Origin of the sequence: Saccharothrix obliqua (assembly GCF_019375475.1) — a bacterium.
Taxonomy (GTDB): domain Bacteria; phylum Actinomycetota; class Actinomycetes; order Mycobacteriales; family Pseudonocardiaceae; genus Actinosynnema; species Actinosynnema obliqua.
On the sequence record NZ_JAHXGQ010000009.1, the window covers coordinates 21,195 to 46,465 of the forward strand.

22 protein-coding genes, 3 tRNA genes and 1 other RNA gene are annotated in these 25,271 nt (G+C 71.0%); 14 read left to right on the forward strand and 12 right to left on the reverse strand.

Annotated features, from left to right (window positions below):
* Nucleotides 1-35: 35 nt before the first annotated feature.
* Nucleotides 36-1,322, reverse strand: coding sequence for a zinc-dependent metalloprotease (locus tag KZQ38_RS25640; RefSeq protein ID WP_219445256.1), 1,287 nt, complete (start codon nt 1,320-1,322; stop codon nt 36-38).
* A gap of 81 nt (nt 1,323-1,403) precedes the next feature.
* On the opposite strand from KZQ38_RS25640, the gene KZQ38_RS25645 reads away from it, so the two are divergent.
* On the forward strand, nt 1,404-2,489 hold the full coding sequence (locus tag KZQ38_RS25645) for a YlbL family protein (protein WP_308258591.1): 1,086 nt from the start codon (nt 1,404-1,406) through the stop codon (nt 2,487-2,489).
* Nucleotides 2,490-2,495: 6 nt separating this feature from the next.
* Here KZQ38_RS25645 and KZQ38_RS25650 read toward each other — a convergent pair whose 3' ends face one another.
* Nucleotides 2,496-3,035, reverse strand: coding sequence for a PPA1309 family protein (locus tag KZQ38_RS25650; RefSeq protein WP_219445257.1), 540 nt, complete (start codon nt 3,033-3,035; stop codon nt 2,496-2,498).
* A 130-nt stretch (nt 3,036-3,165) separates the two neighbouring features.
* On the opposite strand from KZQ38_RS25650, the gene KZQ38_RS25655 reads away from it, so the two are divergent.
* The 3 genes from KZQ38_RS25655 (at nt 3,166) to KZQ38_RS25665 (ending at nt 6,625) form a co-directional block, all read left to right on the forward strand.
* Nucleotides 3,166-6,126 carry a UPF0182 family protein gene (locus KZQ38_RS25655; protein ID WP_219445769.1) on the forward strand — a complete coding sequence of 987 codons (2,961 nt, stop codon included), beginning with the start codon at nt 3,166-3,168 and terminating at the stop codon, nt 6,124-6,126.
* A gap of 96 nt (nt 6,127-6,222) precedes the next feature.
* Nucleotides 6,223-6,296 (forward strand) — tRNA-Met (locus tag KZQ38_RS25660).
* Nucleotides 6,297-6,551: 255 nt separating this feature from the next.
* A tRNA-Met gene (locus KZQ38_RS25665) sits at nt 6,552-6,625 on the forward strand.
* Between the two features lie 51 nt (nt 6,626-6,676).
* Here KZQ38_RS25665 and KZQ38_RS25670 read toward each other — a convergent pair.
* Entirely contained in the window at nt 6,677-6,871 is a 195-nt protein-coding gene (locus KZQ38_RS25670; protein WP_219445258.1) for a hypothetical protein, read from the reverse strand.
* Nucleotides 6,872-7,250: 379 nt separating this feature from the next.
* On the opposite strand from KZQ38_RS25670, the gene KZQ38_RS25675 reads away from it, so the two are divergent.
* The 5 genes from KZQ38_RS25675 (at nt 7,251) to smpB (ending at nt 11,133) form a co-directional block, all read left to right on the forward strand.
* Nucleotides 7,251-7,751: a PadR family transcriptional regulator gene (locus KZQ38_RS25675; protein WP_219445261.1), complete on the forward strand. Its 501-nt coding sequence runs from the start codon at nt 7,251-7,253 to the stop codon at nt 7,749-7,751.
* A 51-nt stretch (nt 7,752-7,802) separates the two neighbouring features.
* A complete protein-coding gene (gene prfB, locus KZQ38_RS25680) occupies nt 7,803-8,906 on the forward strand; it encodes a peptide chain release factor 2 (RefSeq protein WP_219445263.1) in 1,104 nt (367 codons plus the stop codon).
* Nucleotides 8,907-8,994: 88 nt separating this feature from the next.
* Entirely contained in the window at nt 8,995-9,684 is a 690-nt protein-coding gene (gene ftsE / locus KZQ38_RS25685) for a cell division ATP-binding protein FtsE (RefSeq protein WP_121002587.1), read from the forward strand.
* A gap of 41 nt (nt 9,685-9,725) precedes the next feature.
* Complete coding sequence (gene ftsX, locus KZQ38_RS25690; RefSeq protein WP_219445268.1) at nt 9,726-10,625, forward strand: permease-like cell division protein FtsX; 900 nt, start codon at nt 9,726-9,728, stop codon at nt 10,623-10,625.
* Nucleotides 10,626-10,656: 31 nt separating this feature from the next.
* Entirely contained in the window at nt 10,657-11,133 is a 477-nt protein-coding gene (smpB, locus tag KZQ38_RS25695; RefSeq protein ID WP_219445274.1) for an SsrA-binding protein SmpB, read from the forward strand.
* Nucleotide 11,134: 1 nt separating this feature from the next.
* On the opposite strand, the gene KZQ38_RS25700 is transcribed toward smpB, so the two are convergent.
* Together KZQ38_RS25700 and KZQ38_RS25705 are read right to left on the reverse strand one after the other, a co-directional pair.
* Nucleotides 11,135-11,779, reverse strand: coding sequence for a response regulator transcription factor (locus tag KZQ38_RS25700; RefSeq protein WP_219445276.1), 645 nt, complete (start codon nt 11,777-11,779; stop codon nt 11,135-11,137).
* Entirely contained in the window at nt 11,767-13,014 is a 1,248-nt protein-coding gene (locus KZQ38_RS25705) for a sensor histidine kinase (RefSeq protein WP_219445277.1), read from the reverse strand. Before KZQ38_RS25705 ends, KZQ38_RS25700 begins: the two co-directional genes overlap by 13 nt.
* A gap of 167 nt (nt 13,015-13,181) precedes the next feature.
* On the opposite strand from KZQ38_RS25705, the gene ssrA reads away from it, so the two are divergent.
* Nucleotides 13,182-13,555: a transfer-messenger RNA gene (ssrA, locus tag KZQ38_RS25710) on the forward strand.
* 194 nt (nt 13,556-13,749) lie between these two features.
* Here ssrA and KZQ38_RS25715 read toward each other — a convergent pair.
* Nucleotides 13,750-15,309 carry a GMC oxidoreductase gene (locus KZQ38_RS25715; protein WP_219445279.1) on the reverse strand — a complete coding sequence of 520 codons (1,560 nt, stop codon included), beginning with the start codon at nt 15,307-15,309 and terminating at the stop codon, nt 13,750-13,752.
* 11 nt (nt 15,310-15,320) lie between these two features.
* Nucleotides 15,321-17,642, reverse strand: coding sequence for an ATP-dependent helicase HrpB (hrpB, locus tag KZQ38_RS25720; RefSeq protein WP_219445771.1), 2,322 nt, complete (start codon nt 17,640-17,642; stop codon nt 15,321-15,323).
* Between the two features lie 43 nt (nt 17,643-17,685).
* Between hrpB and KZQ38_RS25725 the strand changes: the two genes are divergently transcribed.
* From KZQ38_RS25725 to KZQ38_RS25735, 3 genes are all read left to right on the forward strand, one after another.
* Nucleotides 17,686-18,495 (forward strand): GNAT family N-acetyltransferase, encoded by an 810-nt coding sequence (locus tag KZQ38_RS25725; protein WP_219445281.1) that lies wholly within the window; start codon nt 17,686-17,688, stop codon nt 18,493-18,495.
* A 58-nt stretch (nt 18,496-18,553) separates the two neighbouring features.
* Nucleotides 18,554-19,861 carry an MFS transporter gene (locus KZQ38_RS25730; RefSeq protein ID WP_308258593.1) on the forward strand — a complete coding sequence of 436 codons (1,308 nt, stop codon included), beginning with the start codon at nt 18,554-18,556 and terminating at the stop codon, nt 19,859-19,861.
* Nucleotides 19,862-19,929: 68 nt separating this feature from the next.
* Nucleotides 19,930-20,691: a DsbA family protein gene (locus KZQ38_RS25735; RefSeq protein ID WP_219445284.1), complete on the forward strand. Its 762-nt coding sequence runs from the start codon at nt 19,930-19,932 to the stop codon at nt 20,689-20,691.
* Between the two features lies 1 nt (nt 20,692).
* On the opposite strand, the gene KZQ38_RS25740 is transcribed toward KZQ38_RS25735, so the two are convergent.
* A complete protein-coding gene (locus KZQ38_RS25740; RefSeq protein ID WP_219445286.1) occupies nt 20,693-21,985 on the reverse strand; it encodes a phenylacetate--CoA ligase family protein in 1,293 nt (430 codons plus the stop codon).
* A 119-nt stretch (nt 21,986-22,104) separates the two neighbouring features.
* On the opposite strand from KZQ38_RS25740, the gene KZQ38_RS25745 reads away from it, so the two are divergent.
* Nucleotides 22,105-22,180, forward strand: a tRNA-Ala gene (locus KZQ38_RS25745).
* Between the two features lie 23 nt (nt 22,181-22,203).
* On the opposite strand, the gene KZQ38_RS25750 is transcribed toward KZQ38_RS25745, so the two are convergent.
* From KZQ38_RS25750 to KZQ38_RS25760, 4 genes are all read right to left on the reverse strand, one after another.
* Nucleotides 22,204-23,067, reverse strand: coding sequence for a recombinase family protein (locus KZQ38_RS25750; RefSeq protein WP_308258594.1), 864 nt, complete (start codon nt 23,065-23,067; stop codon nt 22,204-22,206).
* A 366-nt stretch (nt 23,068-23,433) separates the two neighbouring features.
* Nucleotides 23,434-23,721: a hypothetical protein gene (locus KZQ38_RS36455; protein ID WP_257902260.1), complete on the reverse strand. Its 288-nt coding sequence runs from the start codon at nt 23,719-23,721 to the stop codon at nt 23,434-23,436.
* Between the two features lie 57 nt (nt 23,722-23,778).
* On the reverse strand, nt 23,779-24,483 hold the full coding sequence (locus KZQ38_RS36460) for a terminase large subunit domain-containing protein (RefSeq protein ID WP_257902261.1): 705 nt from the start codon (nt 24,481-24,483) through the stop codon (nt 23,779-23,781).
* 318 nt (nt 24,484-24,801) lie between these two features.
* A complete protein-coding gene (locus KZQ38_RS25760; protein WP_219445288.1) occupies nt 24,802-25,266 on the reverse strand; it encodes a phage terminase small subunit P27 family in 465 nt (154 codons plus the stop codon).
* Between the last annotated feature and the right edge of the window lie 5 nt (nt 25,267-25,271).

The following is a 25,271-nucleotide window of genomic DNA, read 5'->3' on the forward strand; positions in this document are numbered from 1 at the left end:
TGGCCGGCCCGCCGCACGACGGGCCGGCCACGCGCCTAGTCCTCGTCCTCCTCGCGGATGGTGCGCTCCAACTCCGCCATCGGGTCTTCCAACGCCTTGCGGGTCCGGCCGAACCGGTCGGCGAACTCCATCGGGTCGTCCAGGTCCTCGGCGGTCGGCACCAGGTCCGGGTGCTCCCACACGCCGTCCCGCTGCTCGATGCCGTGCTGGTCGCCGAGCAGCTTCCACAGCGCCGCGGCCGACCGGTGCCTGCGCGGGCGCAGCTCCAGCCCGACCAGCGTCGCGAACGTCTGCTCCGCCGGACCGCCCGACGCCCGCCTGCGCCGCAGCGTCTCCCGCAACGCCTCCGCACCCGGCAGCCGGTCGCCGACGGCCTCCGCCACCACGACGTCCACCCAGCCCTCGACCAGGGCGAGCAGCGTCTCCAAGCGGGTCAGCGCGGCCTGCTGCTCGGGCGTGGTCTGCGGCTCCAGCATCCCGGACTTCATGGCCTCCTCGATCGAGGCCGGGTTCGCCGGGTCCACCTGGCCCGCGAGCTGCTCCAGCGCGGAGGTGTCGACGGTGATGCCGCGCGCGAACTCCTCCACCGTGTCCAGCAGCCGCTGCCGCAGCCACGGCACGTGGCTGAACAGGCGCTGGTGGGCCGCCTCCCGCGCGGCGAGGAACACCAGCACCTCGCTCGCCGGGCGCTCCAGGCCCTCGGTGAACTTCTCGATGTTCGCGGGCAGCAGCGCCGCCGTGCCCGCGGGCCCGAGCGGCAGGCCGACCTCGGTGGAGGTCAGCACCTCGGCGCCGAGCTGGGCGAGCGCGCCGCCGAGCTGCGAGCCGAACGCCATGCCGCCCATCTGGCCGAGCATCGACAGCAGCGGACCGGCCGCTTCCTTGGCCTCGGCGGGCATCGCGTCGACCCACGCGCCGGACACGCGCTGGGCCACCGGGTCGCACAGCCGCTGCCACGTGGGCAGCGTGCGCTCCACCCAGTCGCGCGCGGTCCAGCTCTCGGTCCGGCTGGTGCCCGCGGGCAGCGCGGTCAACGGGTCGAGCCACATCTCGGCGAGGTGGACCGCGTCGGCCACGGCCTTGTCCTGGTCCGGGGCGAAACCCAAGCCGCCCTGACCCGCCAACTGCTGCAAGGCGATCTGCTTCGCCAGGTCGTAGTTGACCGGGCCGGACGACGTGCCCGCGTTGCTGAACATCGCGCCGAGCTGGCTCAGCATCGCGCCGAGCTGCGAGAAGTCGAACGGGTTTCCCGCCGGGTCACCCGGCTTGCGGCCGCGGTCGTCGGGGTCCTGCGGGCCGAACCCGAAGGGCACGTCACTCATGCCACCACGGTACGCGGGCCGGGTGCCGCGCGCGGGACCGGTTCGCCGACGGCGTGCGCCGGTGGCCGTACCCTGTCGGGCGTGAGCGAAGGCACCGACACCGCAGTGGCGCAGCCGCCGGCCGACCCGGCACCGCCGCGGCGCGGCCTGACCAGGCGCACGTGGACGCTCGTGATCAGCCTCGCGCTGGTGCTCGGGCTCGGGTTGCTCGGGGGGTTCGTCCGGGTGCCGTACGTGGCGCTGGGCCCCGGCCCGACCTACAACACGCTGGGCCAGGCCCACGGCGCCGACGTGGTGCAGGTCGAGGGCGAGAAGACGTTCCCCACGAGCGGCACGCTCACCATGACCACCGTGTCGGTCACCGACGACGTGTCGCTGTTCGGCGCGCTCGGCCTGTGGATCAGCGGCCGGTACGCCCTCGCGCCGCGCGAGGAGTTCTTCCGGCCCGGCGAGTCCGAGCAGCAGGTCCGCGACCAGAACGTGAAGGCGTTCCAGGACTCGCAGACCAGCGCCGAGGTCGCCGCGCTGCGTTACCTGGGCTACCCGATGAAGGTGGTGGCGGCGGAGATCACCAAGGGCAGCGCCGCCGACGACGTCATCGAGCCCAACGACCGCCTCCTCGCGGTCAACGGCAAGGAGATCGGCGACTACGAGGCCGTCCGCGCCGCCCTGGAGGGCACCAAGCCGGGCGACCGGGTGGAGATCACGTTCCAGCGCGAGTCGGCCCGCCAGACCGCCACCGTCACGCTCGGCAAGACCGAGGACCGGCCGAACGGCTTCCTCGGCGTCCTGCCGGTGGACCGCGCCGACGTGCCGTTCGACGTCAAGATCGGCTTGAGCGACGTCGGCGGCCCGTCGGCGGGTCTGCTGTTCGCGCTGTCCATCGTGGACAAGCTGACGCCGGGCGAGCTGAACGGCGGCCAGGCGATCGCGGGCACCGGCGAGATCAACGACAAGGGCGACGTCGGCCGCATCGGCGGCATCAACTTCAAGATGGTCGCCGCGCGCGAGGCCGGCGCGACGACCTTCCTGGTGCCCGCGGGCAACTGCGACGAGGCCAAGCAGCACGCGCCCGAGGGGCTGCGGCTGGTGAAGGTGGAGAAGCTGGCCGACGCCGTGGACTCGCTCAAGGCCCTCACCGAGGGCAAGGACGTGCCGGGCTGCTGAGCCCGGTCAGGGGCGCAGCGTCTCCAGCAGGGCGCGGGTGAGGTTGGGCGCCAGCTCCGGGTGCTCCACGACCTCCTCGGGCACCTCCACGTTGCCGCGCAACCGCAGCACGCACGCCGCCGACCCGTCCCGCAGCACCGCCGCGACCAGCCGCGCCTCGCGCCGCTGCGGGTGCTCCGCGGCGAACCGGCGTGCCGCCTCGTCGTCCAGGTCCTCCGACAGCCCCGCCTCGGCCTCCGGCGGCAGCACGACGATCTCCTGCGCCAGCGCGCATCCGCGCACGGCGTCCGGCCACACGATCCCGGCCAGCGCCTGGTCCAGCTCGGCGGCGGGCAGCGCGTCCTGCGCGATCGGGGTCAGCGGCGACGCCGCCGGGTCGAGCTGACCCGCCAGCTCGGGCTGCTGCGCGAGCAGGTCCGCGGTCGGGACCAGCGCGAACAACTGGGGCGCCTGGTTCCACCCGGCGGTGGACACGAACTCCTCGACCTCGCGGGCCACGGCGGGCAGGACCACGGGCTGCTTCTCACTGGCTGGCACGCCCGCCATAGTGGCATCCACCCGAATCGGTCGACCGAACGGGGAACCCTCAGCGGCCTCCGTACAGTTGGACAGAACGTACGAAAGCCATTACCGCGATCCAGGAGCGTGCCCAGTGGCCACTCGGCCCCCGGTCGGACTGCCCCGGCTGTCCCGGCGAAGCCGGATTCTGCTCATCGTCGGTGCGGTGGTCCTGGTCGGTCTGATCACCGGTTCCAGGTTGCTCGGCACCTACGTCGACTGGTTGTGGTTCGGCGAGGTCGGCTTCCGCAGCGTCTACGGCATCAAGCTGGCGACCCGGGTCGGGTTGTTCCTCGCCGTGGGCCTGCTGGTCGGCGGCGTCGTCGCGCTCAACCTCATCCTCGCCTACCGCTCCCGCCCGGTGTTCGTGCCGGTGTCGGGGCCCGACGACCCGGTCGCCCGGTACCGCTCCGTCGTGACCCGGCGGATGAAGGTGTTCGGCATCGGCCTGCCCGTGGTCGTCGGCGTCATCGCGGGCGCGTCGGCGCAGGGCGACTGGCAGCGGTTCCAGCTGTTCCTCAACTCCACGCCGTTCAACGAGGTCGACGCCGAGTTCGGCCACGACATCGGCTTCTACGCGTTCCAGCTGCCGTTCTACACGTGGTTGCTGTCGTGGCTGTTCATCGCCACGGCGGTGTCGTTCGTGGGCGCGGTGGTGGCGCACTACCTGTTCGGCGGCATCCGGCTCGCGGGCCGCGGCGGGCAGCTCTCCGGTCCCGCGCGCACCCACCTGTCCATCGTCGCGGGCGTGTTCGTGCTGCTGAAGGCGTTGGCGTACTTCCTGGACCGGTACCAGTTGCTGTTCTCCGACCGCAACGACAAGTTCACCGGCGCCAGCTACACCGACCTGAACGCGGTGCTGCCCGCCAAGCTGATCCTGCTGTGCATCGCGGTGTTCTGCGCCGTGGCGTTCTTCACCGGCGCGGTGCTGCGCAACCTCCAGCTGCCCGCCATCGCGACCGTGCTGCTGGTGCTGTCCAGCATCCTGGTCGGCGCGGCCTGGCCGGCCGTGCTGGAGCAGTTCTCGGTGAAGCCGAACGCCATCGAGAAGGAAGCCGACTCCATCCAGCGCAACATCGCCGCCACCAAGGAGGCGTTCGGGCTCACCGACGACCGGGTGGAGACGAAACCCTACGAGGGCAAGCAGAACGTCTCCCTGGACGAGCTGAAGAGCAACCAGGCGACGCTGGGCAACATCCGCCTGCTCGACCCGGCCGTGATCTCCAAGACGTTCACCCAGTTCCAGCAGCTGCGGCCGTTCTACGCGTTCCCGGAGAAGCTCGACGTCGACCGGTACAAAGTGGACGGCCAGCTCCAGGACTACATCGTCGCGGTCCGCGAGCTGCACACCGCCGGCATCCCGCAGGGCCAGCGCGACTGGATCAACCAGCACCTGATCTACACGCACGGCAACGGCATGGTGTTCGCCGAGGCGAGCAAGGTGAACTCGCCCGCCGACCAGGGCGGCAACGGCGGCTACCCGGTGTTCGAGGTGGCCGAGGTCGACCAGGACGGCAAGGTCAAGCCCGGACCGTTCGGCGTGCAGCAGCCGCGCACCTACTTCGGCGAGGCGGGCGGCGCGAACGACTACGCCATCGTCGGCGGTCGCGGCGGCGACGGGCCGCGCGAGTACGACACCGACCGCAGCCAGTACACGTACGACGGCAAGGGCGGCGTGCGGATCGGCGGCCTGTTCAACAAGCTGGTGTTCGCCGCGGCCTACAGCGAGCGGAACATCCTGTTCAACTCCGCCATCAGCGACGACTCGCGGATCATCTTCAACCGGCACCCGCGTGACCGCGTGGAGGCCGTGGCGCCGTGGCTGACCGTGGACGCCGACCCGTACCCGGCGGTCGTCGACGGGCGGATCACGTGGATCGTGGACGGCTACACGACGCTGGAGAACTACCCGTACGCGCGCCGCACGTCCCTGGCGTCGGCCACGAACGACTCGCTGCCCGGCGTCCAGCGGCAGCCCAACCGGGAGATCAGCTACATCCGCAACTCCGTCAAGGCCACTGTGGACGCTTACGACGGCACCGTGACGCTGTACGCGATGGACGAGAAGGACCCGGTGCTCAAGGCGTGGATGGGCGTCTTCCCGGGCACGGTGAAGCCGAACAGCGACATGAGCCAGTCGCTGCGCGAGCACCTGCGGTACCCCGAGGACCTGTTCAAGGTGCAGCGCGACACGCTGGCCCGGTACCACGTCGAGGCGCCGCGCGACTTCTACTCCGGCGTGTCGTTCTGGGGCGTGCCGTCCGACCCGACCGTGGACAACGCGACCACCGTCGAGCAACAGCAGCAGCAGAACAGCCAGCCACGCGACCAGCAGCCGCCGTTCTACGTGCTGGCGGGCGACCCGACCGGTGACCCGAACAAGGTCAGCTTCCAGTTGACCAGCGCGCTGGTGCGGCAGAACCGCGAGTTCATGGCCTCGTACGTGAGCGTGCGCTCCGACCCGGACAACTACGGGAAGATAAGCGTGCTCACCCTCAACAACGAGGCCAAGGGCCCGCAGCAGATCCAGACCCAGTTCCTCACCTCGGGCGAGGTGAGCGGTGAGCTGAACCTGCTCACGCAGCGGCAGACCAAGGTGGTCTACGGCAACCTGCTCACCCTCCCGGTGGGCGGCGGCCTGCTCTACGTGGAACCGATCTACATCGAGCGGGCCAGCCAGAACACCCAGTTCCCGCAGCTGTTCAAGGTCCTGGTCAGCTTCGGCGACAAGGTCGGGTACGCGCCCACGCTGAAGGAGGCCCTGGAGAAGGTCCTCACCGGCGCGTCGGCGCAGCTGCCCGACCAGTCCGGCAACCAGCCGGGCACGAACCCGCCGTCGACCAACCCCACCCCGCCCGGCACGGGCACCGGGCAGAGCAGCGAGATGCAGTCGGCCGTGAAGGACATCCAGAGCGCCCTGGCCGCCATCAAGGCGGCGCAGAGCAGCGGTGACTTCGCGGCGCTCGGCAACGCCTACAAGGCGCTGGACGAGGCGACCAAGAAGTTCGAGGCCGCGGGGGCGACGGGCAACCAGTCGCCCGCGTCGACCGCGCCCACGTCGCCCACGCCCACCGGCTGAGCGGACCCGCCGACCGCGGATCGGGTGGCCTCGGACACGTCCGGGCCACCCGATTTGCATCCCGGGGCAACCTCCGCGTAGAGTCTGAATTACCGACGCGGGGTGGAGCAGCTCGGTAGCTCGCTGGGCTCATAACCCAGAGGTCGCAGGTTCAAATCCTGTCCCCGCTACAAAGTGCGATTGCCCTGCCTACGGAGTGCGTAGGCAGGGCTTTTTCGCAATCACATTGGGGGCGCAGCCCCCAAACCCCGCGCAGGAGGGCTTCGCCCCCTGCACCCCCGGACTGGTCGCCATTGGCTGCGGCTGGTTGTCATTGGTCGGGGCTGGTGTCGTCCGGTGCTGGGCGGGTGGAATGGCTGGTCCTTGGGGGTGGGTAGGGGCGATTTGGGGAAATGGGGGTGGGGGTGTAGTGTTCTCCATGTCGACGCGGGGTGGAGCAGCTCGGTAGCTCGCTGGGCTCATAACCCAGAGGTCGCAGGTTCAAATCCTGTCCCCGCTACTGTGCGGAAGTGCCCCCCTCACCTGGTGAGGGGGGCACTTCCTTTTTTTGTCAGGTCATGTTCTCCGCCCAGTATTGAGCGCAGACCAGGGAGCACACCCTGCCCTCGCCGGACACCGTGCGGTGCCGGCGGATCTGCTTGCCGCACACCATGCACTCGTCCTTGCCCGCCTGGTCCGGCACGGAGCCGTTGGCCCAGGCACGGGCGTTCTTGACGACCTTGGTATCCATCCACTTGATGCCCACCGCGAACACCTCCGCAACGCCGCCTACGAGGAGTGATGATCCCAGCACTGCTCGTGTGCGCCAGGCCAGAGGGCGCACATCACCGGGTTGTGCTAAGCCGGGCGGGCTGGAACAAGAGCAACAGCGCGGCCAGTGACGTGCCCGATGCCGTTCGGGTGAACGCAAAAGTGCGGTTTCCCTTGCCGGGCAATGGATTTCCAGATCGGGTGGACAGCGGCGGTCAAGCGGCCGAAAGCGTGGCGTTGATCAGCGGCCGGTCACGGAACGAAGCTTCCCGTTGCTCCGCTTGGCCCAACTCCGCTAGCCCGTGATCAGCCACAGTGGACAGAACGGCTGACCATTGTGGACAGCTCCACCTGAAAGTGGCACCGTTGGTGTCGTGTCGGACCTGAACGCTACTGCCGCCGCCCTGCTCGGGCTGCTGCACGACGGACCCAAGACCGGTGGCCAGCTCGTGGCTGAGGCCGGGGAGCGCTTCGGCGCGTTCTTCAGCGTCACCCGCAGCCAGGTCTACCGCGAGCTGCCCGCGTTGGCTGACGCGGGTCTGCTGCGCCTGGGCAAGCAGGGGCCCCGCTCCAGCCAGCAGTACGTCCTGACGGCCGCGGGCAAGAGGGCCTTCAAGAACTGGCTGCTGTCGGAGCCCGGCCCCGACCACCTGCGCAGCCCGCTGATCCTCCGGCTGGTGCACGCCGGCTCGCTGACCGCCAAGCAGCGCCAGACGCTGGTGGACGCGGCCCGCGCGAGCTACGGCGCCGACCAGGAGGCGGCCCGGACGGCCGTGAAGACCGCGGAGGACGCCTACGCCAAGGCCGTGGCCGAGTTCGCGCTCGCCCACGCCAAGGCCGTGCTGAAGCTGCTGGACGCCATCCCCACGGCCTGAGGAGCGCCGACCGGTCGCACCGAGCGGCCGGTCCTGGCGTAATCTTCTGCCGTGAACCCGGACGTCGAAGCAGACATCAAGGACCTCTCCGCCACGCTCGCGAGCATCGAGGCGGTGATGGACCTCGCTTCGCTGCGCGCCCAGGTCGAGGAGTTGGAGGAGGCGGCGGCCCGCCCCGACCTCTGGGACGACCAGGAGAACGCGCAGCGGGTCACCAGCAAGCTCTCCCACAAGCAGGGCGAGCTGCGCCGCGTCGTCGGCCTGCGCGACCGCCTGAACGACCTGGGCGTGCTGTACGAGCTGGCCGAGGACGAGGGCGACGAGGGCAGCATCGCCGAGGCGGACGCCGAGCGCGTCAAGCTCCGCGAGGAGATCTCCTCGCTGGAGGTGCGCACGCTGCTCTCCGGCGAGTACGACGAGCGCAACGCGCTGGTCACCATCCGCGCGGAGGCGGGCGGCGTCGACGCCGCGGACTTCGCCGAGATGCTGCTGCGCATGTACTCGCGGTGGGCGGAGCGCCACGGGTACGGCGTGGACGTCTTCGACACGTCCTACGCGGAGGAGGCGGGCATCAAGTCCGCGACGTTCCGCGTCACCGCCCCCTACGCGTACGGCACGCTGAGCGTCGAGCAGGGCACGCACCGGCTGGTGCGCATCTCGCCGTTCGACAACCAGGGCCGCCGCCAGACGTCGTTCGCGGGCGTCGAGGTGGTGCCCGTGGTCGAGCAGTCCGACCACGTCGACATCGACGAGAAGGACCTGCGGGTCGACGTGTACCGGTCGTCCGGCCCGGGTGGGCAGGGCGTGAACACCACCGACTCGGCCGTGCGCATCACGCACATCCCGACCGGCATCGTGGTGTCCTGCCAGAACGAGCGGTCCCAGCTCCAGAACAAGGCCACCGCGATGGCCGTCCTCCAGGCGAAGCTGCTGGAGCGCCAGCGGCAGGAGGAGCAGGCCAGGATGGACGCCCTGAAGGACACCGGGTCGAGCTGGGGCAACCAGATGCGCTCCTACGTGCTGCACCCGTACCAGATGGTGAAGGACCTGCGCACCGAGCACGAGGTCGGCAACCCGTCCGCGGTGCTCGACGGCGAGATCGACGAGTTCCTCGAAGCCGGTATCCGCTGGCGCAAGCAGCAGCAGGTCGGATAGCCCTTCGGGATCGGTCAAGCCTCCGTTTCACGATGCCACCTTGGGCGAGACGGAGGCTTTACCGAAGCCACGGGTAGACTCCCCGGTCGTGATTCGCCTCGAACACGTGTCCAAGGTCTACAAGACCTCCACGCGCCCCGCACTCGACAATGTCTCCGTCGAGATGGACAAGGGTGAGTTCGTGTTCCTCATCGGACCTTCCGGGTCCGGCAAATCCACGTTCCTGCGCCTCCTGCTCCGCGAGGAAGTGCCGAGCAAGGGACGCGTGTACGTGTCCAACTTCGACGTGGCCAAGATGTCCCGGCGCCGGGTACCGCGCCTGCGCCAGTCCATCGGCTGCGTGTTCCAGGACTTCCGCCTCCTGACGAACAAGACGGTCGCCGAGAACGTGGCGTTCGCCCTGGAGGTCATCGGGAAGCCGCGCAACACCATCGTCAAGGTCGTGCCCGAGGTTTTGCAGCTGGTCGGCCTCGACGGCAAGGCGGACCGGATGCCGCACGAGCTGTCCGGCGGCGAGCAGCAGCGGGTGGCGATCGCCCGCGCGTTCGTCAACCGGCCGCTGGTGCTGCTCGCCGACGAGCCGACCGGCAACCTGGACCCCGACACCAGCCAGGACATCATGCTGCTGCTGGAGCGGATCAACCGCACCGGCACGACCGTGCTGATGGCCACCCACGACCACTCGATCGTCGACTCCATGCGCCGCCGCGTGGTCGAACTCGACCACGGCCGCATCATCCGCGACGACGCGCGGGGCGTGTACGGCGTGGGCCGTTGAGACACCCCCTCATCCCCCGACCCTGAGGAACGTTCCCCCCGATGCGTACCAGCTTCGTGTTCAGCGAGGTCGTCACCGGCCTGCGCCGGAACGTCACGATGACCATCGCGATGATCCTCACGACCGCGATCTCGCTCGGCCTGCTGGGCGGCGGTCTGCTCATCGTCCGCATGGTCGACAAGATGCAGGACAACTACCAGAGCAAGCTGGAAGTGTCGGTCCTGCTCACCAACGACGTCAGCGCCAACGACAAGGACTGCGCGCAGCAACCGTGCGCCGGCCTGCGCAGCGCGCTGGAGACCACGTCCGGGGTGGAGACCGTGGTCTACGAGAACCGCGACAAGGGCTACGAGCGGTTCAAGCAGATCTTCGAGGCCCAGCCCGAGCTGGTGAAGCTGGCCCGCCCGGAGGCGATCCCCGCCACGTTCCGGGTCAAGCTGGAGGACCCGGCGCGCGCGGGCGTGATCGTGCAGGCGTTCACCGGCAAGGCGGGCGTCAAGGCGGTCAACGACCAGGGCGAGTTCCTGGGCAGGCTGCTCGACGTGTTCAACGGCCTGCGCAACATCGTGCTCGGCCTCGCGCTGGTGCAGGCGCTGGCGGCGTTGCTGCTGATCTCCAACACGATCCAGGTGTCGGCGTTCACGCGGCGCACCGAGGTGGGCATCATGCGCCTGGTGGGCGCGACCCGGTGGTACACGCAGCTGCCGTTCCTCATCGAGGCGGTGGTGGCGGGCGTCATCGGCGCGGTCGTCGGCGTCGGCGGTCTCGCGTTGATGGTGTGGGGCGGGACCAGGGTGTCGGGCGAGCTGTTCAGCTCGCAGATCCTGCCACCGATGGGCCTGCTGGACGTGGTGATCATCTCGCCGATCCTGCTCGGCGTGGCGGTGTTCATCTCGGCGCTCACCGGCTACGTGACGCTGCGGCTGTACGTGCGGCTCTAATCGGCTGGCGTGCTCACGTAGAGTTTCCGACATGGTCAAGGAACGCGGTCAGAAGGTGATCGCGTCGAACCGCAAGGCTCGGCACGACTACACCATCCTGGACACCTACGAAGCGGGTGTCGTGCTCGTCGGCACGGAGGTCAAGAGCCTCCGCATGGGCCGGGCGTCGTTGGTCGACGCCTTCGGCCAGGTGGACGACGGCGAGGTCTGGCTGCACGCGCTGCACATCCCGGAGTACGTGGCCGGGACGTGGACCAACCACGAGGTGCGCCGCAAGCGCAAGCTCCTGCTCCACCGCAAGGAGATCGAGAAGCTCATCGGCAAGACCAAGGAGAGCGGTCTGTCGCTGATCCCCTTGCAGATGTACTTCAAGGACGGGTACGTCAAGGTGGAGCTGGCGCTCGCCCGCGGCAAGAAGGCGTACGACAAGCGGCAGGACCTCGCGAAGCGCGACGCGCAGCGGGAGATCCAGAAGGCGCACGGGCGCGCGCTGAAGGGCCGTTACTGAGTCAGCCCAGGTTGAGGTAGGCCAGCACGGCGCGCACCCGGCGGTGCTCCGACGTGCTGGGCTCCAACCCGAGCTTGGCGAAGATGTTGCCGACGTGCTTCTCCACCGCGCCGTCGGACACGACCAGCGCCCGCGCGATCGCGGCGTTCGACAGGCCCTCCGCCATCAGCCCGAGCACCTCGCGCTCGCGCTGGGTCAGCGAGTCCACCGGGTTGCGCTTGCTGCGCACCATGAGCTGCGTGATGACCTCGTGGTCGATGCTGGTGCCGCCCTCGGCGACGCGCCGCACCGCGGCCACGAACTCGGCGACGTCCGCGACGCGTTCCTTCAGCAGGTACCCGACGCCGCTCGCCCCGCCGGCGAGCAGCTCCACCGCGTAACGCTCCTCCACGTACTGCGAGAGCACCAGCACCGGCAGGCCCGGCACCCGCTTGCGCGCCTCGATCGCGGCACGCAGCCCCTCGTCGGTGAAGGTCGGCGGCATCCGCACGTCGACGATCGCCAGGTCGGGGCGGTGCTCCCGCACCGCCGCCAGCAGCGAGTCGCCGTCCTCCACCGCCGCCACGGTCTCGATGCCCTCGTCGGACAGCAGGCGTTCCACGCCCACCCGCAACAGCACCGAGTCCTCGGCGATCACCACGCGCACGGCAGCTCCGTCCGGATCACGGTCGGCCCCCCGGCGGGGCTGACCACCACGACCACGCCGTCAATGGTCGCAGCCCGGTCCGCGAGGCCCGCGAGGCCACCACCCGGGCGCACCTGCGCACCGCCGTGGCCGTTGTCGGTCACCTCCACGACCACGGAGTTCTCCGTGCGGGTGACCTGCACCGCGGCCCGCGTGGCGCCCGAGTGCTTGGCGATGTTCGTCAACGCCTCGGCCACCGTGAAGTAGGCGGTGCTCTCCACCGCTGTCGGCGGGCGCGGCTCGACGTCCACCGACACGTCGACCGGGATCGGGCACTTCGCGGCCAGCGACGACAGCGCCGCGTCCAGGCCGCGGTCGCCCAGGACGCTCGGGTAGATGCCGCGGGCCAGGTCGCGCAGCTCCGAGATGGCCAGCTTGGCGTCCGCGTGCGCCTCGGCGATCAGCTCGGCCGCCGCGTTCGGGTCGCTGTCCATCTTGCTGCGTGCCCGGCCCAGCCCCATGGCCACCGCCACCAGCCGCTGCTGCGCCCCGTCGTGCAGGTCGCGCTCGATGCGCCGCCGCTCGGCCTCCGCGGCCTCCACGCCACGTGCCCGGCTCGCCGACAGGCGGTCCGCCTTGGCCTCCAGCACGCTCGCGCGGGTCGGCCCGAGCAGCGCGTGGGCCATCGCCGCGTGCAGCCGGCCCATGCCCCGGATCACCGGGATCGAGATCAGGGCGAGCAGCAGGCCCAGCACGGAGACCGGCACGGCCTTCGCGAACGAGTCGACCAGCCACACCGCGTCGCCCAGCATCACCTGCGGCGTGACCGGCAGGAGCTGGTGGTAGAACGGCAGCAGGGTGAGCGCGAGCACCGCCGGCCACGTGGCCATCACCAGCAGGAACTCGATCATCCCGAGCGGCAGCATGAGCATCCAGTAGCCGAAGTCGCGCCACGTCGCCGGATCGGTCACCAGGGCCTTCATGCGCGGCCACAGCCCGGAGTCGGGCAGCGGCCGGTACGGGGACGGGATGTCGGCGCCCAGCGTCACCCGCAGCCAGGCCCGCTCGACCTGCGCCGCGGCGCGCGTCAGCACCAGGGTCAGCGCCAGCAGCGGGAAGCCGACCCACACCACCAGCGTGCCGATGCTCAGCGTCAGCAGCGGCACCAGCAGGCTGAACCAGAAGAGCCCGGTGACCAGGTTGAGCAGGAAGTACCCGCTGGTCCGTGCGATGTGCGAGTTGGCCCGCGCAGTCATGTTCCCCACCTTCACGCCGGATGTGCCCGTCCAGCATCACCTGTCCGCCCGGTCCTCAACCATCAGGGCGGCCGGCCTCCGGAGGGTGGGGACAGCCCTACCCGCCGTATTGGGAATGAACCGGCGGGCCCGGCACGTTATGATGGGCGGACGCAAGACCACGACCAGGGGGTGAACGGTTTCGACTTTGTGCGTTGATTCAAGGGAAGCGTGCCGGTGCAGGCGAGAGACCACCGCAAGCGTCATCGCAAACCAATAAGCGCCGAGTCTAACGACCAGGCCGCTTACTCCCTCGCCGCCTGAGGCTAGGAGAGTGAGCTGTCAGCCCGGAGGAGCCTCCGCTCCGGATGCTGGCATCAGCTAGGAGGCTCACCTTCGTCCCCGGCCACGGGGGACGACAGGGACACCCACAGTGGCTGGGCCCGTCACGGCGACTTGTCCGCGTGATCGCCGGGGCCGAGTAGAGACACAGCGGACTGCGCACGGAGAAGCCTTGTTGAAGCGGCAGAGGACCCGGGTTCGATTCCCGGCACCTCCACGGGACGAGGGGTGAGGTGTGCCGACGGAGAGCGTCGGCCATCTCGCCCCTTTGTGCTTTCCGGGGGTGCAACCCCCGGGCCCCGCCCGGGGGTTGCACCCCCGGGCGGGGCCCGACCCTGGCTTGCGTTGGTGGGGGGCTGGGGGGACCGGGGGGCTTGGTTGTGGGGGGCTTGGGTTGGCTGGGGGGCTCTGGGGTTAGAGGTCTGTGGTGAGGATTGTGGCCAGGTTGCGTTCTGCCAAGGCCGTGATCGTCACGAAGGGGTTCACGCCCAGGGAGCCCGGGATGAGGGCGCCGTCGGTCACGTACAGGTTCCGGTAGCCCTTGACGCGGCCGTGGTTGTCGGTGGCCTGGTCGAGGACGGCGCCGCCCAGGGGGTGGTAGCAGAAGTCCTCGGTGAAGGGCTTGCGGTTGGCGAAGACGTCGTAGCGGTAGCCGGTGCCGTTGGCCTCGTTGATCCGGTCGAAGGTGGCCTCGGCGGCCGGCAGCGCCTCGGTCGGGCGCCAGTGCAGGTCGGTCCTGCCCGTGGTGGTGTCGTAGGTGAAGTGGCCGCGTTCCTCGGTGCGCGCGATGGCCAGGTAGAGGCTCACGTAGGTCTCGATGCCGGCCGGGACGGGCGCGATCTCGGCCAGCACGCCGTGCTGCGGCGCGTCGACGGCCAGCACGGGTATCGCCGACTGGCGGAAACCGGTGGGGTCCCAGAGGTGGTTGGCGCGGGCCACCATGACGTTCCCGTTGGGTGCCCAGCCCGTGCCGACCTCGGCGGGCAGGTCCGGCAGGTCGCCGGTCTCGCGGGCACGCAGCAGGAGTTCGGTGGAGCCCAGGCTGCCCGCGCCGAGGAAGAGCCGGTCGCAGGTCAGGTGCTTCTCGGCCACCAGCTCGCCGTCCGGGGTGATCTCGCGGACGGTGAGGGCGTAGCCCGCGCCGTGCGGCTGGATGCGGGTCACCTGGTGCAACGGGGCGATGGTGACGTTGCCGGTGCGCTCGGCGTCGGCCAGGTAACCGCGGTCGAGGGTGAACTTGCCGTGGTTGTTGCCGTAGATGACCTCGGCCGCCAACGCCGACTTCGGGGCTTCACCGCGTTCCTCGGCGGCCATGTGCGCGAACGAGTAGACGTTCGGCACGGTGACCGTGTCGAAACCGGCGCGGGCGGCGAGGGTCCGGGACAGGCGTGCGTAGCGGTAGAACTCGCTGGCTTCGAGCAACGCGCCGGGGATGCGGTTGACGCGCAGCATCCGGTTCGCCAGGGGGAAGTACGTCGCGTACATCTCGTCGGCGTCGACCGAGGGGAACCGGTGGGCGAAGTAGTCGCGGTCGGGCACGACGGCCATGCCGCCGTTGACCAGTGAGCCGCCGCCGACGCCGCGGCCGACGTACACGCCCATGTTCGAGAAGTTGACCCGGTCGAGCACGCCCGCGTGGCGTCGGATGGGCCGGTTGGCCAGGTCCAGGTAGAGGACGCCGTTCACCGGCGCCTCGGTGCGGTCCTTGAACCACATCGAGCGGTGGTCCGGGTCGAGCATCCCGCAGAACACCCGCCCGTCCGGGCCGGGTCGCTGCCAGCGCTGCCCCATCTCCAGCACGAGCGTGCGGACGCCCGCCTCACCCAGGCGTAATGCCGCCACGGAGGCTCCGTAGCCGCTACCGACGACGATCGCGGGTACGTGGTCGGACGCCGCGGTGGCGCGTCCGGTGAACAGGGCTCCGGCGGCGAGGGTCGCCGCGCCGAGGAAACCCCGGCGTGAAAGATCGTTCATGTTTCTCGAGGCTAGCGCCGCGCGGGCGGGGCGGTCAGCGGGTCCTCCGGCCAGCGGTGCTTCGGGTAGCGGCCCCGCAGCTCCGACCGGACCTTCGGGTAGCCGGTGCGCCAGAACGACGCCAGGTCGCCCGTGACGGCCGTCGGCCGGCCCGCTGGCGACAGCAGGTGCAGCACGACGGGCACGCGGCCGTCGGCCAGGCGTGGCGTCTCCGTCCAGCCGAAGACCTCCTGCACCTTGACCGGCAGCACGGGCTCCGGCCCCGAGTAGTCGACGCGCACGCGTGACCCGGAGGGCACCTCCAAGCGGTCCGGCGCGAGGTCGTCGAACCGCGTCGCGGCGGGCCACGGCAACAGCGCGCGAGCCACCTGGCCGCCGCTGATCCGGGCCAGGTCCGCACGTCGCCGCGCCTCGCCCACGTCGACCGCGGCGAGCAGCGCCTCGTCGTCCACGGAGGGCCACGGGTCGCCGAGCACGCGGTGCAGGAACGCCATGCGCTCACGCACCCGGACGTCGTCCGCGGTCCACCGGAGCAGGCCGACGCCCTCCGCGCGCAGCCCCGCGAGCAGCGCCCGCCGGGTGGCGTCGGCCGAACGCAGGGGCTTCGCCGACAGCGTGATCGCGCCGAGCCGGAGCACCCGGTTCGCGACCACGTCGCCGTCCCAGCGGACGTCGTCCTCCTCGGTCAGCAGGTTCGGCGCCGCCGCGCGGGCCAGCTCCTCGGACGCGCGGACCGCGAGCCGGATGCGGCCGTGCCCCCGGCCCGGCGCGCGGTCGGCCGTGGCGACCGCCAGCCACTCGGCGTCGGACAGCGGACCCACCGGCAGCTCGGCCGCCGTGCCGCCCGCCATCAGGTAGACCGGCGAGCCCGGCGCGCGCCTGCGGGCCAGCCGCTCCGGGTGGGCGAGCGCGACCACCAGGGCCGGGTCCGGGTCCGGCCGCTCGACGCCGTCGACCAGGGCCGCCAGCCGGCGCACCTCGCGCGGGTCGGCCCGGCGCGGGTCGAGTTCGACGCCGGGTGACGCGCGGTCGTCGTCCAGCAGCGCCACCACCGCGGCGGCGGCCCGCGGGCCGACCAGCGCCGCGCCGTCCAGCAGGGCGCGGGCCAGGCGGGGGTGCAGGCCGACGTCGGCCATGCGGCGACCGCGCTCGCTGACGACGCCGTCGGCCAGCGCGCCGAGCGCGGTCAGGGTGGCGCGGCCCGCGTCCAGCGCGCCCGGCGGCGGCGCGTCCCACCAGCCCAGGCCCTCCCCGGTCGGGACGCCCCAGCACGCCAGCTCCAGCGCCAGGCGGGTCAGGTCGGCGGTGCGGATCTCCGGTTCCGGGTAGCGGGGCAGCGTGCTGTGCTCGTGCTCCGGCCAGCAGCGGTAGGCGCGACCCGGCGCCTCGCGGCCCGCGCGGCCCGCGCGCTGGTCGGCGACGGCCGCGCTGACCCGGACCGTGGCCAGCCCCGACAGGCCGCGGCGGTGGTCCACCCGCGGCACGCGGGACAGGCCCGCGTCGACCACCGCGCGCACACCCGGCACGGTCAGGCTCGACTCGGCGATGGCGGTCGCCAGCACGACCCGCCGGCGTGGGCCGGGCCGCAGCGCCGCGTCCTGCGCGGCGGCGGACAGCCGGCCGTGCAGCTCGACCACGTCCACGTCCGGCAGCAGCGCGGCGCAGCGCCCGATCTCCGCCACGCCCGGCAGGAACGCGAGCACGTCACCGGTCACCTCGGACAGGGCGCGGTGGATCGCGCGGGCGGTCGTGGCCTCGACGCGCTCGTTGCGCAGCGGCGGCACGTGGACCACGTCGACCGGGTGGGCGCGGGCCTCGACGCGCAGCACCGGCGCGTCGCCGAGCAACGCCGCCAGGCGGTCCGCGGCGACCGTCGCCGACGTGGCCAGCAGGCGCAGGTCGGGCCGCAGGCCCGCGCGCGCGTCGAGCAGCAGGGCCAGCAGCAGGTCCGCGTCCAGGTGCCGCTCGTGGCACTCGTCCAGCAGCACCGTGCCGACGCCCGCCAGCTCCGGGTCGTGCTGCAACCGGCGCACCAGCAGGCCCGAGGTCACCACCTCCACGCGGGTGTCGCGGGACGTCCGCCGGTCGCCCCGCACGGCGTAGCCGACGGTGCGGCCGACCGGCTCGCCGAGCAGGTCCGCCATCCGCGCGGCGGCGGCGCGTGCCGCGATCCGGCGTGGTTCGGCGACCAGGACGCGGCCCTCCAGGGCGAGCGGCACGAGGGTCGTCTTGCCGGTGCCGGGCGGTGCCACCAGGACCGCCGTGCCGTGCTCGGCCAGCGTCCGCACCAGTTCCGGCAGCACCCCGGTGATCGGCAGTTCCACGGTGGGCAGTCTGCCAACCACCGCCCGGCCGCGGACGTGCGAGGCTGGGAGGGTGGTTGACCCGCTGCGCGACCCCGACGACCCGGAACTGCTCGACCCGTACCGAGCCCGCGAGCTGGCGGGCCTGGTCGAGGCGGCGCGGCTCGCGGCGGGCGCCGTCCGGTACGGCAAGGTGGGCGACGTCGGCTGCGCCCGGGTGGTGGTGAACCGGGACAACCCGCTGCCGCAGGGCAACCACGCGTGTGCGCTGGACGGGTCGTCCGCCGAGGTCGCGGGCACGCTGCTGCGGCTGGAGCAGGCGTTCGCGGACGCGGGGCGCGCGGAGGCCGTCGTGTACGCCTCGCCGACCACGGTCGCCGAGATCGAGGGCATCGCCGACGACGCCGGCTGGTACGCCGTGGAGGAGGCGCTGGCCGTCGTGCACCGGGGCCGCGTGACGCCGACCGGCGTGCGGCCCGCGGTGGACGCCGACCTGGCGGGCATGGCCGCGCTGCTCGCCGACGACCTCGGCGCCGAGCCCACCCGGCTCGCGCGGCACCTCGGGCAGCGGCTGGACGACCCGCGCTGCCCGTTCGTCGTGGTCGACGACGGCGACCGGCTCGCCGGGTTCGCGGCCGGGTTCGCCGAACGCGGCGTCGGGCTGGTGGAGCACGTCGTGGTGCGGCCCGCGCGGCGGCGGCGCGGCGTCGGCACGGCGCTGGCGCACGGCGTGGTGGCCGCGGTGCGCGGGATGGGCGCGGCGCTGGTGGCCGGGCACGTGCCCGAGGGTGGCGCGGGGGAGCGGTTCGCGGAGGCGTGCGGGTTCGAGACCGGTTATCCGGTAACCGCCTATGCACGCAGAGTTGACGAACTGCTCGATTGAGATTTCGCCTCACCTTCCGCATATCCTTAGCACAGCTAACGGAGATCGGAGGGCGCTCGTGTCGGGGAACGACATCAGGTCCAAACCCCGGCTGCCCGGCGAGGTGTGGGTGCTCGTCGTGGCGAGCTTCATCATCGCCATCGGCTTCGGGATCGTCGCACCGGTGCTGCCGGCCTACGCCAAGGGCTTCGACGTCGGCACGTTCGCCGTGTCCGCCATCGTCAGCGCGTTCGCCCTGGTCAGGCTGCTGTTCGCGCCGGTGAGCGGCCGGTTGGTCAGCCGGTTCGGGGAGACCCGCACCTACATCGCGGGCATCCTCATCGTCGCCGCGGGCACCGCCGCGTGCGGCTTCGCCACCGCGTACTGGCAGTTGATCGTCTTCCGGTCCTTCGCGGGCGTCGGCTCCACCATGTTCACCGTCGCGGCCGTCGGCCTGCTCATCCGCATCACGCCACCGCCCATGCGCGGCCGGGCGTCCGGGTTGTGGGCGACCGGCTTCCTCCTGGGCAACATCGGCGGCCCGATCATCGGCGCGGCCCTCGCCGAGATCTCCATCCGCGTGCCGTTCATCACCTACGCGGTCGCGCTGACCATCGCCGCCCTCGTCGTGTGGTGGTTCCTGCGCCGCTCCACGCTCGCCGCGCTCGACTCCAGCACCGACCAGGTGTCGCTCACGGTGACCCAGGCGCTCGGCTCGCCCGCCTACCGCGCGGCTTTGGCGTCCGGCTTCGCCAACGGCTGGGCCGTGTTCGGCGTCCGGATCTCGTTGGTGCCGTTGTTCGTCGTGGAGGCGCTGCACGGCGGACCGGCGCTCGCCGGTGTCTCGCTGTCCGTGTTCGCCGTGGGCAACGCGGCCGTGCTGATGATCTCCGGCAAGCTGTCCGACACCGTGGGGCGCAAACCACTGGCCATGACCGGCCTCGCGGTGTCCGCCGTGGGCACCATCTGGCTCGGGTTCACCACGAGCGTGCCGATGTTCATGGTGGCGTCCCTCGTCGCGGGCGTCGGCGCGGGACTGCTGAACCCGCCGCAGAACGCCGTGGTCGCCGACGTCATCGGCACGAAGGCCAAGGGCGGCCCGGTGCTCGCGGCGTTCCAGATGGTCACCGACCTCGGCGCCATCATCGGCCCGCTGCTCGCCGGCGTGCTGGTGGACCACGTGTCGTACAGCGCGGCGTTCACCCTCACGGGTGTGATCATCGCGGTGGCCCTCGCGGTGTGGGTGTTCGCGCCCGAGACGCTGCCCCGCGTGCCGTCGACGCACGTGGCGGAGGACGTGGCCAACGAGTCCGGCCGCCTGGACGAAGGTCCGGAGGTGCCCCTCGGCGAGCGGCTGGCGGGCCGTCCCCGTCAGCCGGACGCGTGACCACTCAGGTTCTGCTCAGCATCTCTCGGTAGCGTGCGGCGACAGGTGAGCGGGAAGGATGCGACGACGTGGGTGGCGCTGAGCGCAACGCTCGGAAGAAGAAGCAGGAACAGCGCGCGGTGAAGGCCGTGGCCTCGGCGCAACGGGCCAAGGGCGACCAGACCAAGGTCGTCATCGGCGTCGTGGTCGTGGTCGTGCTGGCGCTCGTCGTGGTCGGCGGCGTGATCTGGTCCAACTCCGGGTCCCCGAACAACGACGCCCTCACCCCGCCGGACGACATCAAGGGCGTGGCCGCGACGGTCAAGCGCGAGGGCGCCGTCGTCGTCGTGGGCGACGACACCGCGAAGGCCACGATCGACCTGTACGAGGACTTCCTGTGCCCCGCCTGCGGGCAGTTCAAGAAGCTCTACGGCGAGCAGATGAAGCAGGAGATCGAGAAGGGCGCGCTGCGCGTCCGGTACCACCCGCTGCCGTTCCTGGTGAAGTATTCCAGCCCCGAGGGTTACTCGAAGGACGCGGCGAACGCCTCCCTGTGCGCCGCCGACCAGGACAAGTTCTGGCAGTACCACGAGTCGCTGTTCGCCAAGCAGCCCGAGGAGGGCGGCCCCGGCTACACCAAGCAGCAGCTCGTGCAGCTCGGCACCGACCTCGGCATCACCGCGCCCGGGTTCAAGACGTGCGTCGACGGCGACACCCACGTCGCGGAGGCCCAGGCGGAGCTGGACAAGGCACGCGGCACCTCGTTCTTCAAGGGCACCCCGACCGTCGCCGTCGGCGACCAGAAGATCGATGTCGGCGACCGCGACTGGCTCACCAAGCTGGTGAAGTAGCTCAGGACAACCCCGGCGCCGGCGGCGGTCCGCCGTCCCAGCGGACCAGCCGCCGCGCCTTGCCGGTCTCCGCGCGCGGCACCGCGCCCGGCGGCGCGACCACCACCCGGCACGTGATGCCGAGCCGTTCCCGCAACGCCACCACGAGGTCCGCGTGCAGGCGCTCGTCGTCCGGGCCCTCCACCACCACCCACAGCTCCGGCCGTGCGCGGCGGTCCTCCACCACCAGGTAGTGCGGCCCCACCCGCGGGTCGGCGAGCACCACGCTCTCGACCTCCGACGGGAACACGTTCACGCCGCGCACCACCAGCATGTCGTCCCGACGGCCCAGCACCTTGCTCATGCGCCGCAACGTCCGCGGGCTGTCCGGCACCGGACCCGCCAGTGCGGCGACGTCGCCGGTCCGGTAACGCAGCAACGGCATCCCGGTCTTCGTCAGCGTCGTGAACACCAGCTCGCCCGGCGTGCCGTCCGGCACCGGCCGGCCGTCCGGGTCCACCGCCTCCACCAGGAAGTGGTCCTCCGCGACGTTCAACATGCCCGCGGAGTCGAGCGATTCGCACGCCACGCCCGGCCCGATCACCTCGGACAGCCCGTAGACGTCCAACGCGCGCAGCCCGAGCAGCCCCTGGATCTGCTCCCGCATCCCGTCCGTCCACGGTTCCGCCCCGAACACGCCCACCCGGAACGACGGTTCCACCCCGGCGCTCCGCAACGCCTCCCCGAGGTGCACCGCGTACGACGGCGTGCAGCACAGGACGTCCGGGCGCAGGTCGGCGATCAACCGCACCTGCCGCTCCGTCATGCCGCCCGAGACGGGCAACACGGTGGCCCCCAACCGCATCCCGCCGTGATGCACCCCCATGCCGCCCGTGAACAGCCCGTAGCCGTAGGCGTTGTGGATGAGGCTCTTGGCAGACACACCGGCCCCACCGAGGGCACGAGCCATCACCGAGGCCCACACGTCCACGTCGTGCGCGGTGTAGGAGATGAGCGTGGGCCGCCCACCCGTACCCGACGACCCATGAACACACACAATCCGCTCATCAACCAGAAACCCGTCCGGGTAGTGCTCCCACAGGTCCTGCTTCGTAACGAACGGCAACCGCCACAGGTCGCCCAACGACACATCCCGGGCGTCCCGAACCCCAACCTCCCGCAACCGCCGCGCCTGCACCCCCTCGGCCCCCAGGAGCCGCCCCACCATCCCCCGCAACCGCCGCTCCTGAACCCGGCGCCGAACCTCCGGTCGCACACCCTCAGCGTCCGGCTCCACCAACGACGAGACACCCATGCACCCCGTCCTAGCAGCCCGAACGTGCGACCGGTACCCCCGATTTCCATCTGCGTGGTGGCATGTTGTACGGTATTGCCACACGACAACGGCGGGGACGCCGGGAAACGTGCAGGCACGGGGCTGTGGCGCAGCTGGTAGCGCATCACACTGGCAGTGTGAGGGTCAGGGGTTCGAGTCCCCTCAGCTCCACCAAACGATTATTAGCACGAACACCTCTAGGGGCGGATTCCGGTAAAAGCCGGGTTCCGCCCCTTTGGCTTGTGTGGGATTACCGGTGTCATGCGGCCGGGGCCGGTGATCTTGATCTTGACGACGAAGGTCTCCACCAGCGCCTTGCGTTGGTTGGGATTGCCCGCGTTCAGTACCTCGGTGATGTGCTGCTGGACTTCGTTGAGGCTGGCCGCGTCGGGCATGACGGGCTCGCTCTCCAGCTCTTCGGCGAGTTCAGCTTCCCGTTCGCGCAGTGAGCGTTGCGTGTTGCGGTGGCCGCGTTCGTGGAGGGTGTGGGAGATGGTCTTGGACCTGAGCCGGTCCTTGGTGTAGAGGCCGAAGATGAGCCGGACGAGGATCGCCTCGGCCTCGTTGATCACGAGCTTGTCGGTCTGGGGGTCGACGTCGTAGCCGGGTGGCGGCGGGCCTCCCTTCCACTTGCCCTGTTCGGCTCTGCGTTCCATGTCCGAGGTGACCCGGCCCACGATCAGGTGCCGCTCGAACTGGGCGAACATGGCCAGCATCCGGCCGATCGGGGTGGAGGTGTCGAAGGGCTCGGTCGCGGACCGGAAGGCCACGCCGCACTCTTCCAGCTCTTCGAGCAGGGTCACGGTGTCGCGCAGGTTCAGGACACCCGCGACCGCCTCCCACGGCGTGAGCGTGTTCCCCTGCGCGTCAACGAAATCTTCCTTGTCGAACCCAAGGGCGTAGCGGCGCGGCATCGCGTGGTACTCGCCGCTGATCATCATGTCCGTGGCGACCTTGCAGGCGGCGTCGGACAGCGGCAGCACCGCGGCCAACTCCGAGCGCCCCAGCCGGGGCGGCGCGGTGCGACGGCGACGGGTGCGCGGGCGGTTGACGATGGGCACCACGGGAACGTGGCCCATGCCGTGTTCGTCGCGCCGCTCCTCGAGCCTGCTCGGACAGCAGGTCCAGGCGGTTGGCCTGCCAGATGTGCCACAGCTCCGCGTCGGTCGCCTGCTCCCCACCCGACTTGAACCCGGTGACGTCCAAGCGCTCGTCGAGCGCGTCCACGATCAACTGCGGCCAGTTGATCACGACCTGGCGCACGCGGCCGTCCAGGCGGCGGATCAGTTCCGGGTGCATGTACTACGAGGGCTGTTCGCCCTCGTAGTAGGCGTCGTATAGCTCCAGCTCGGGCAGCAGCGCGTTGTGCAGCCGCGCCAACCGCGACACCCACTGGACCGGGGACAGTGTGAACCTCGTGGAGATCGTCAACCCATCACCACCATCCGCCCCGACTTCCGCGGCTTCGAGCCGCGCAGTTTCCAGCCGCCGACCGCCATCGCGGCCGTGGGGACCGCGTCGATGCGTCGGCCGGTCTTGCCGCGCTCGGGCTTGTCCGGGCGGATCAGGTCGGGTTCACCGGGTGGGTGTCGGACCTCCACCGCGTCGAAGCACCACTCGGCGACGGGGTTGCCGTGGTGGGACCAGCTGCGCGAGCGGGTCAGGGCCATCAGTTTGTTCATGCCGTGGGTCATGCCCTCGTAGGTCTGTGCCACCGGGAACATCGGCACGCCGGTCCGCCGTTCGAGGCGTTGGCGGACGGGTTCGCCGGATCACTCGTCGTAGGAGATATCGGCGACGCGCAGCAGGCCGGTGTCGGCGGTGATGTCGTCTTCCACCCGGTCGTAGTCGATGACCTCTCCGTCGGTGACGGTGAGCCAGCCCTGTTCGGCCCATCGGCTGCCCTTGCCGTCGGTGCGTTCGTCCAGGAACTCCACGGCCGACTCCGGGAGCCAGAACCGCCACAGCACGGAGGCGTGGCCGTCGATGCCGTCCGGGACGACCAAGCACCACGCGGTCAGGTCCACCTTGGATGCGAGGTCGAGGCCGCCCCAGGCCGGGCGCCGGGCGAAGGCTTCCCGCAGCTGGGCGGGCTCGTCGTGCTCGGTCTTGGCGAAGCTGGTCGGGTCGTTGCCCGCGGTGGTGGCCGCGATCAACAGCGGCTCAAGCCGGGTGCCCATGCCAGTCCGCATGGCGGTCCAGAAATCGCCGTTGGGCTGGGTCAGGACCTCATCGAAGATCACGGCGGACGGGTTGGAACCCGGGTTGCCCAGCGCGTCGGCCGGGACGACCGCGTACACCGAGTTGGTCTTGCGGTCCACGATCCGCGCGGAGTGCTCGATGACCCGCAGTCGCCGCGATAGCACCGGGGACAGCGCGACCATGCGGGCGGCGACGTTGAAGACCAGGCGGGCCTGGTCGGTGTCGCGGGCGCAGCCGTAGATCTCGGCGGACTCGACGCCGTCGCCCACGAGCATGTGGAGCACCGCGAACGCCAGCAGCGGACCTCGCCGAACAAGGGCTTGACGATGTCCTCGCGCTGCCAGTTGGCGAGGATGAACGGCCGCCTGGCCCAGCGGTCTTTGGTGTGGACGCAGATTTCCTGCGCGAAGGCCACCGCGTGATCCGCGCGTGGCACGCACAGGTGCTCGCCGCGCTTGCGGCAGGTGCGGCCGTCGAACTGATGCCCGCACACCGGCAACCGCGCCCCGCGATTGGGTGTCGTGGTGGTTGTTCGGGGCGTAGCGGTGCCGGTGCGCGAGCGGGTCTGGGTGCGCTTGGGGTTGGCGCGGGGCTTAGCCGAGGAGGCGGTCCGGGCCGTTGTGGTTCTGGTCGAGGCCACCGCCCACCTCGGCCTTGACCGCCCGGCGATCGGACGGGGTCATGCCGAAGCGTGCGGCGAACTGGAGGAAGGGGCGCTCGGCCTCGGACTGGATCGCCAGTACCGGGTTCTTCACCAGCCCGCCCGATCCCTGCACGAGCAGGGCCGAGCTGTTGAGCAGGGTGGTGGCCTCGCGGTAGCGGGCCGGCGCTTGGCACAGGATGGCGAAGGCGTCGGCGTCCCGGACGGTCAGCACCTTGCGGGCGACCAGTCCGGGTGCGAGCCGGTCCCGGATCGCGCGGGCCGGGTCGGACAGCCGGTCCGGCGGTTCGACCTCGGCATCGGGTGGGACCGGCTCGCGGGTGTTGATCCGGTCGGGGCGGTCACCGTGCGGCACGCGCAGCGACGTGGGCTTGGGTGCGGGTCCACGCTTGCCCACTGACC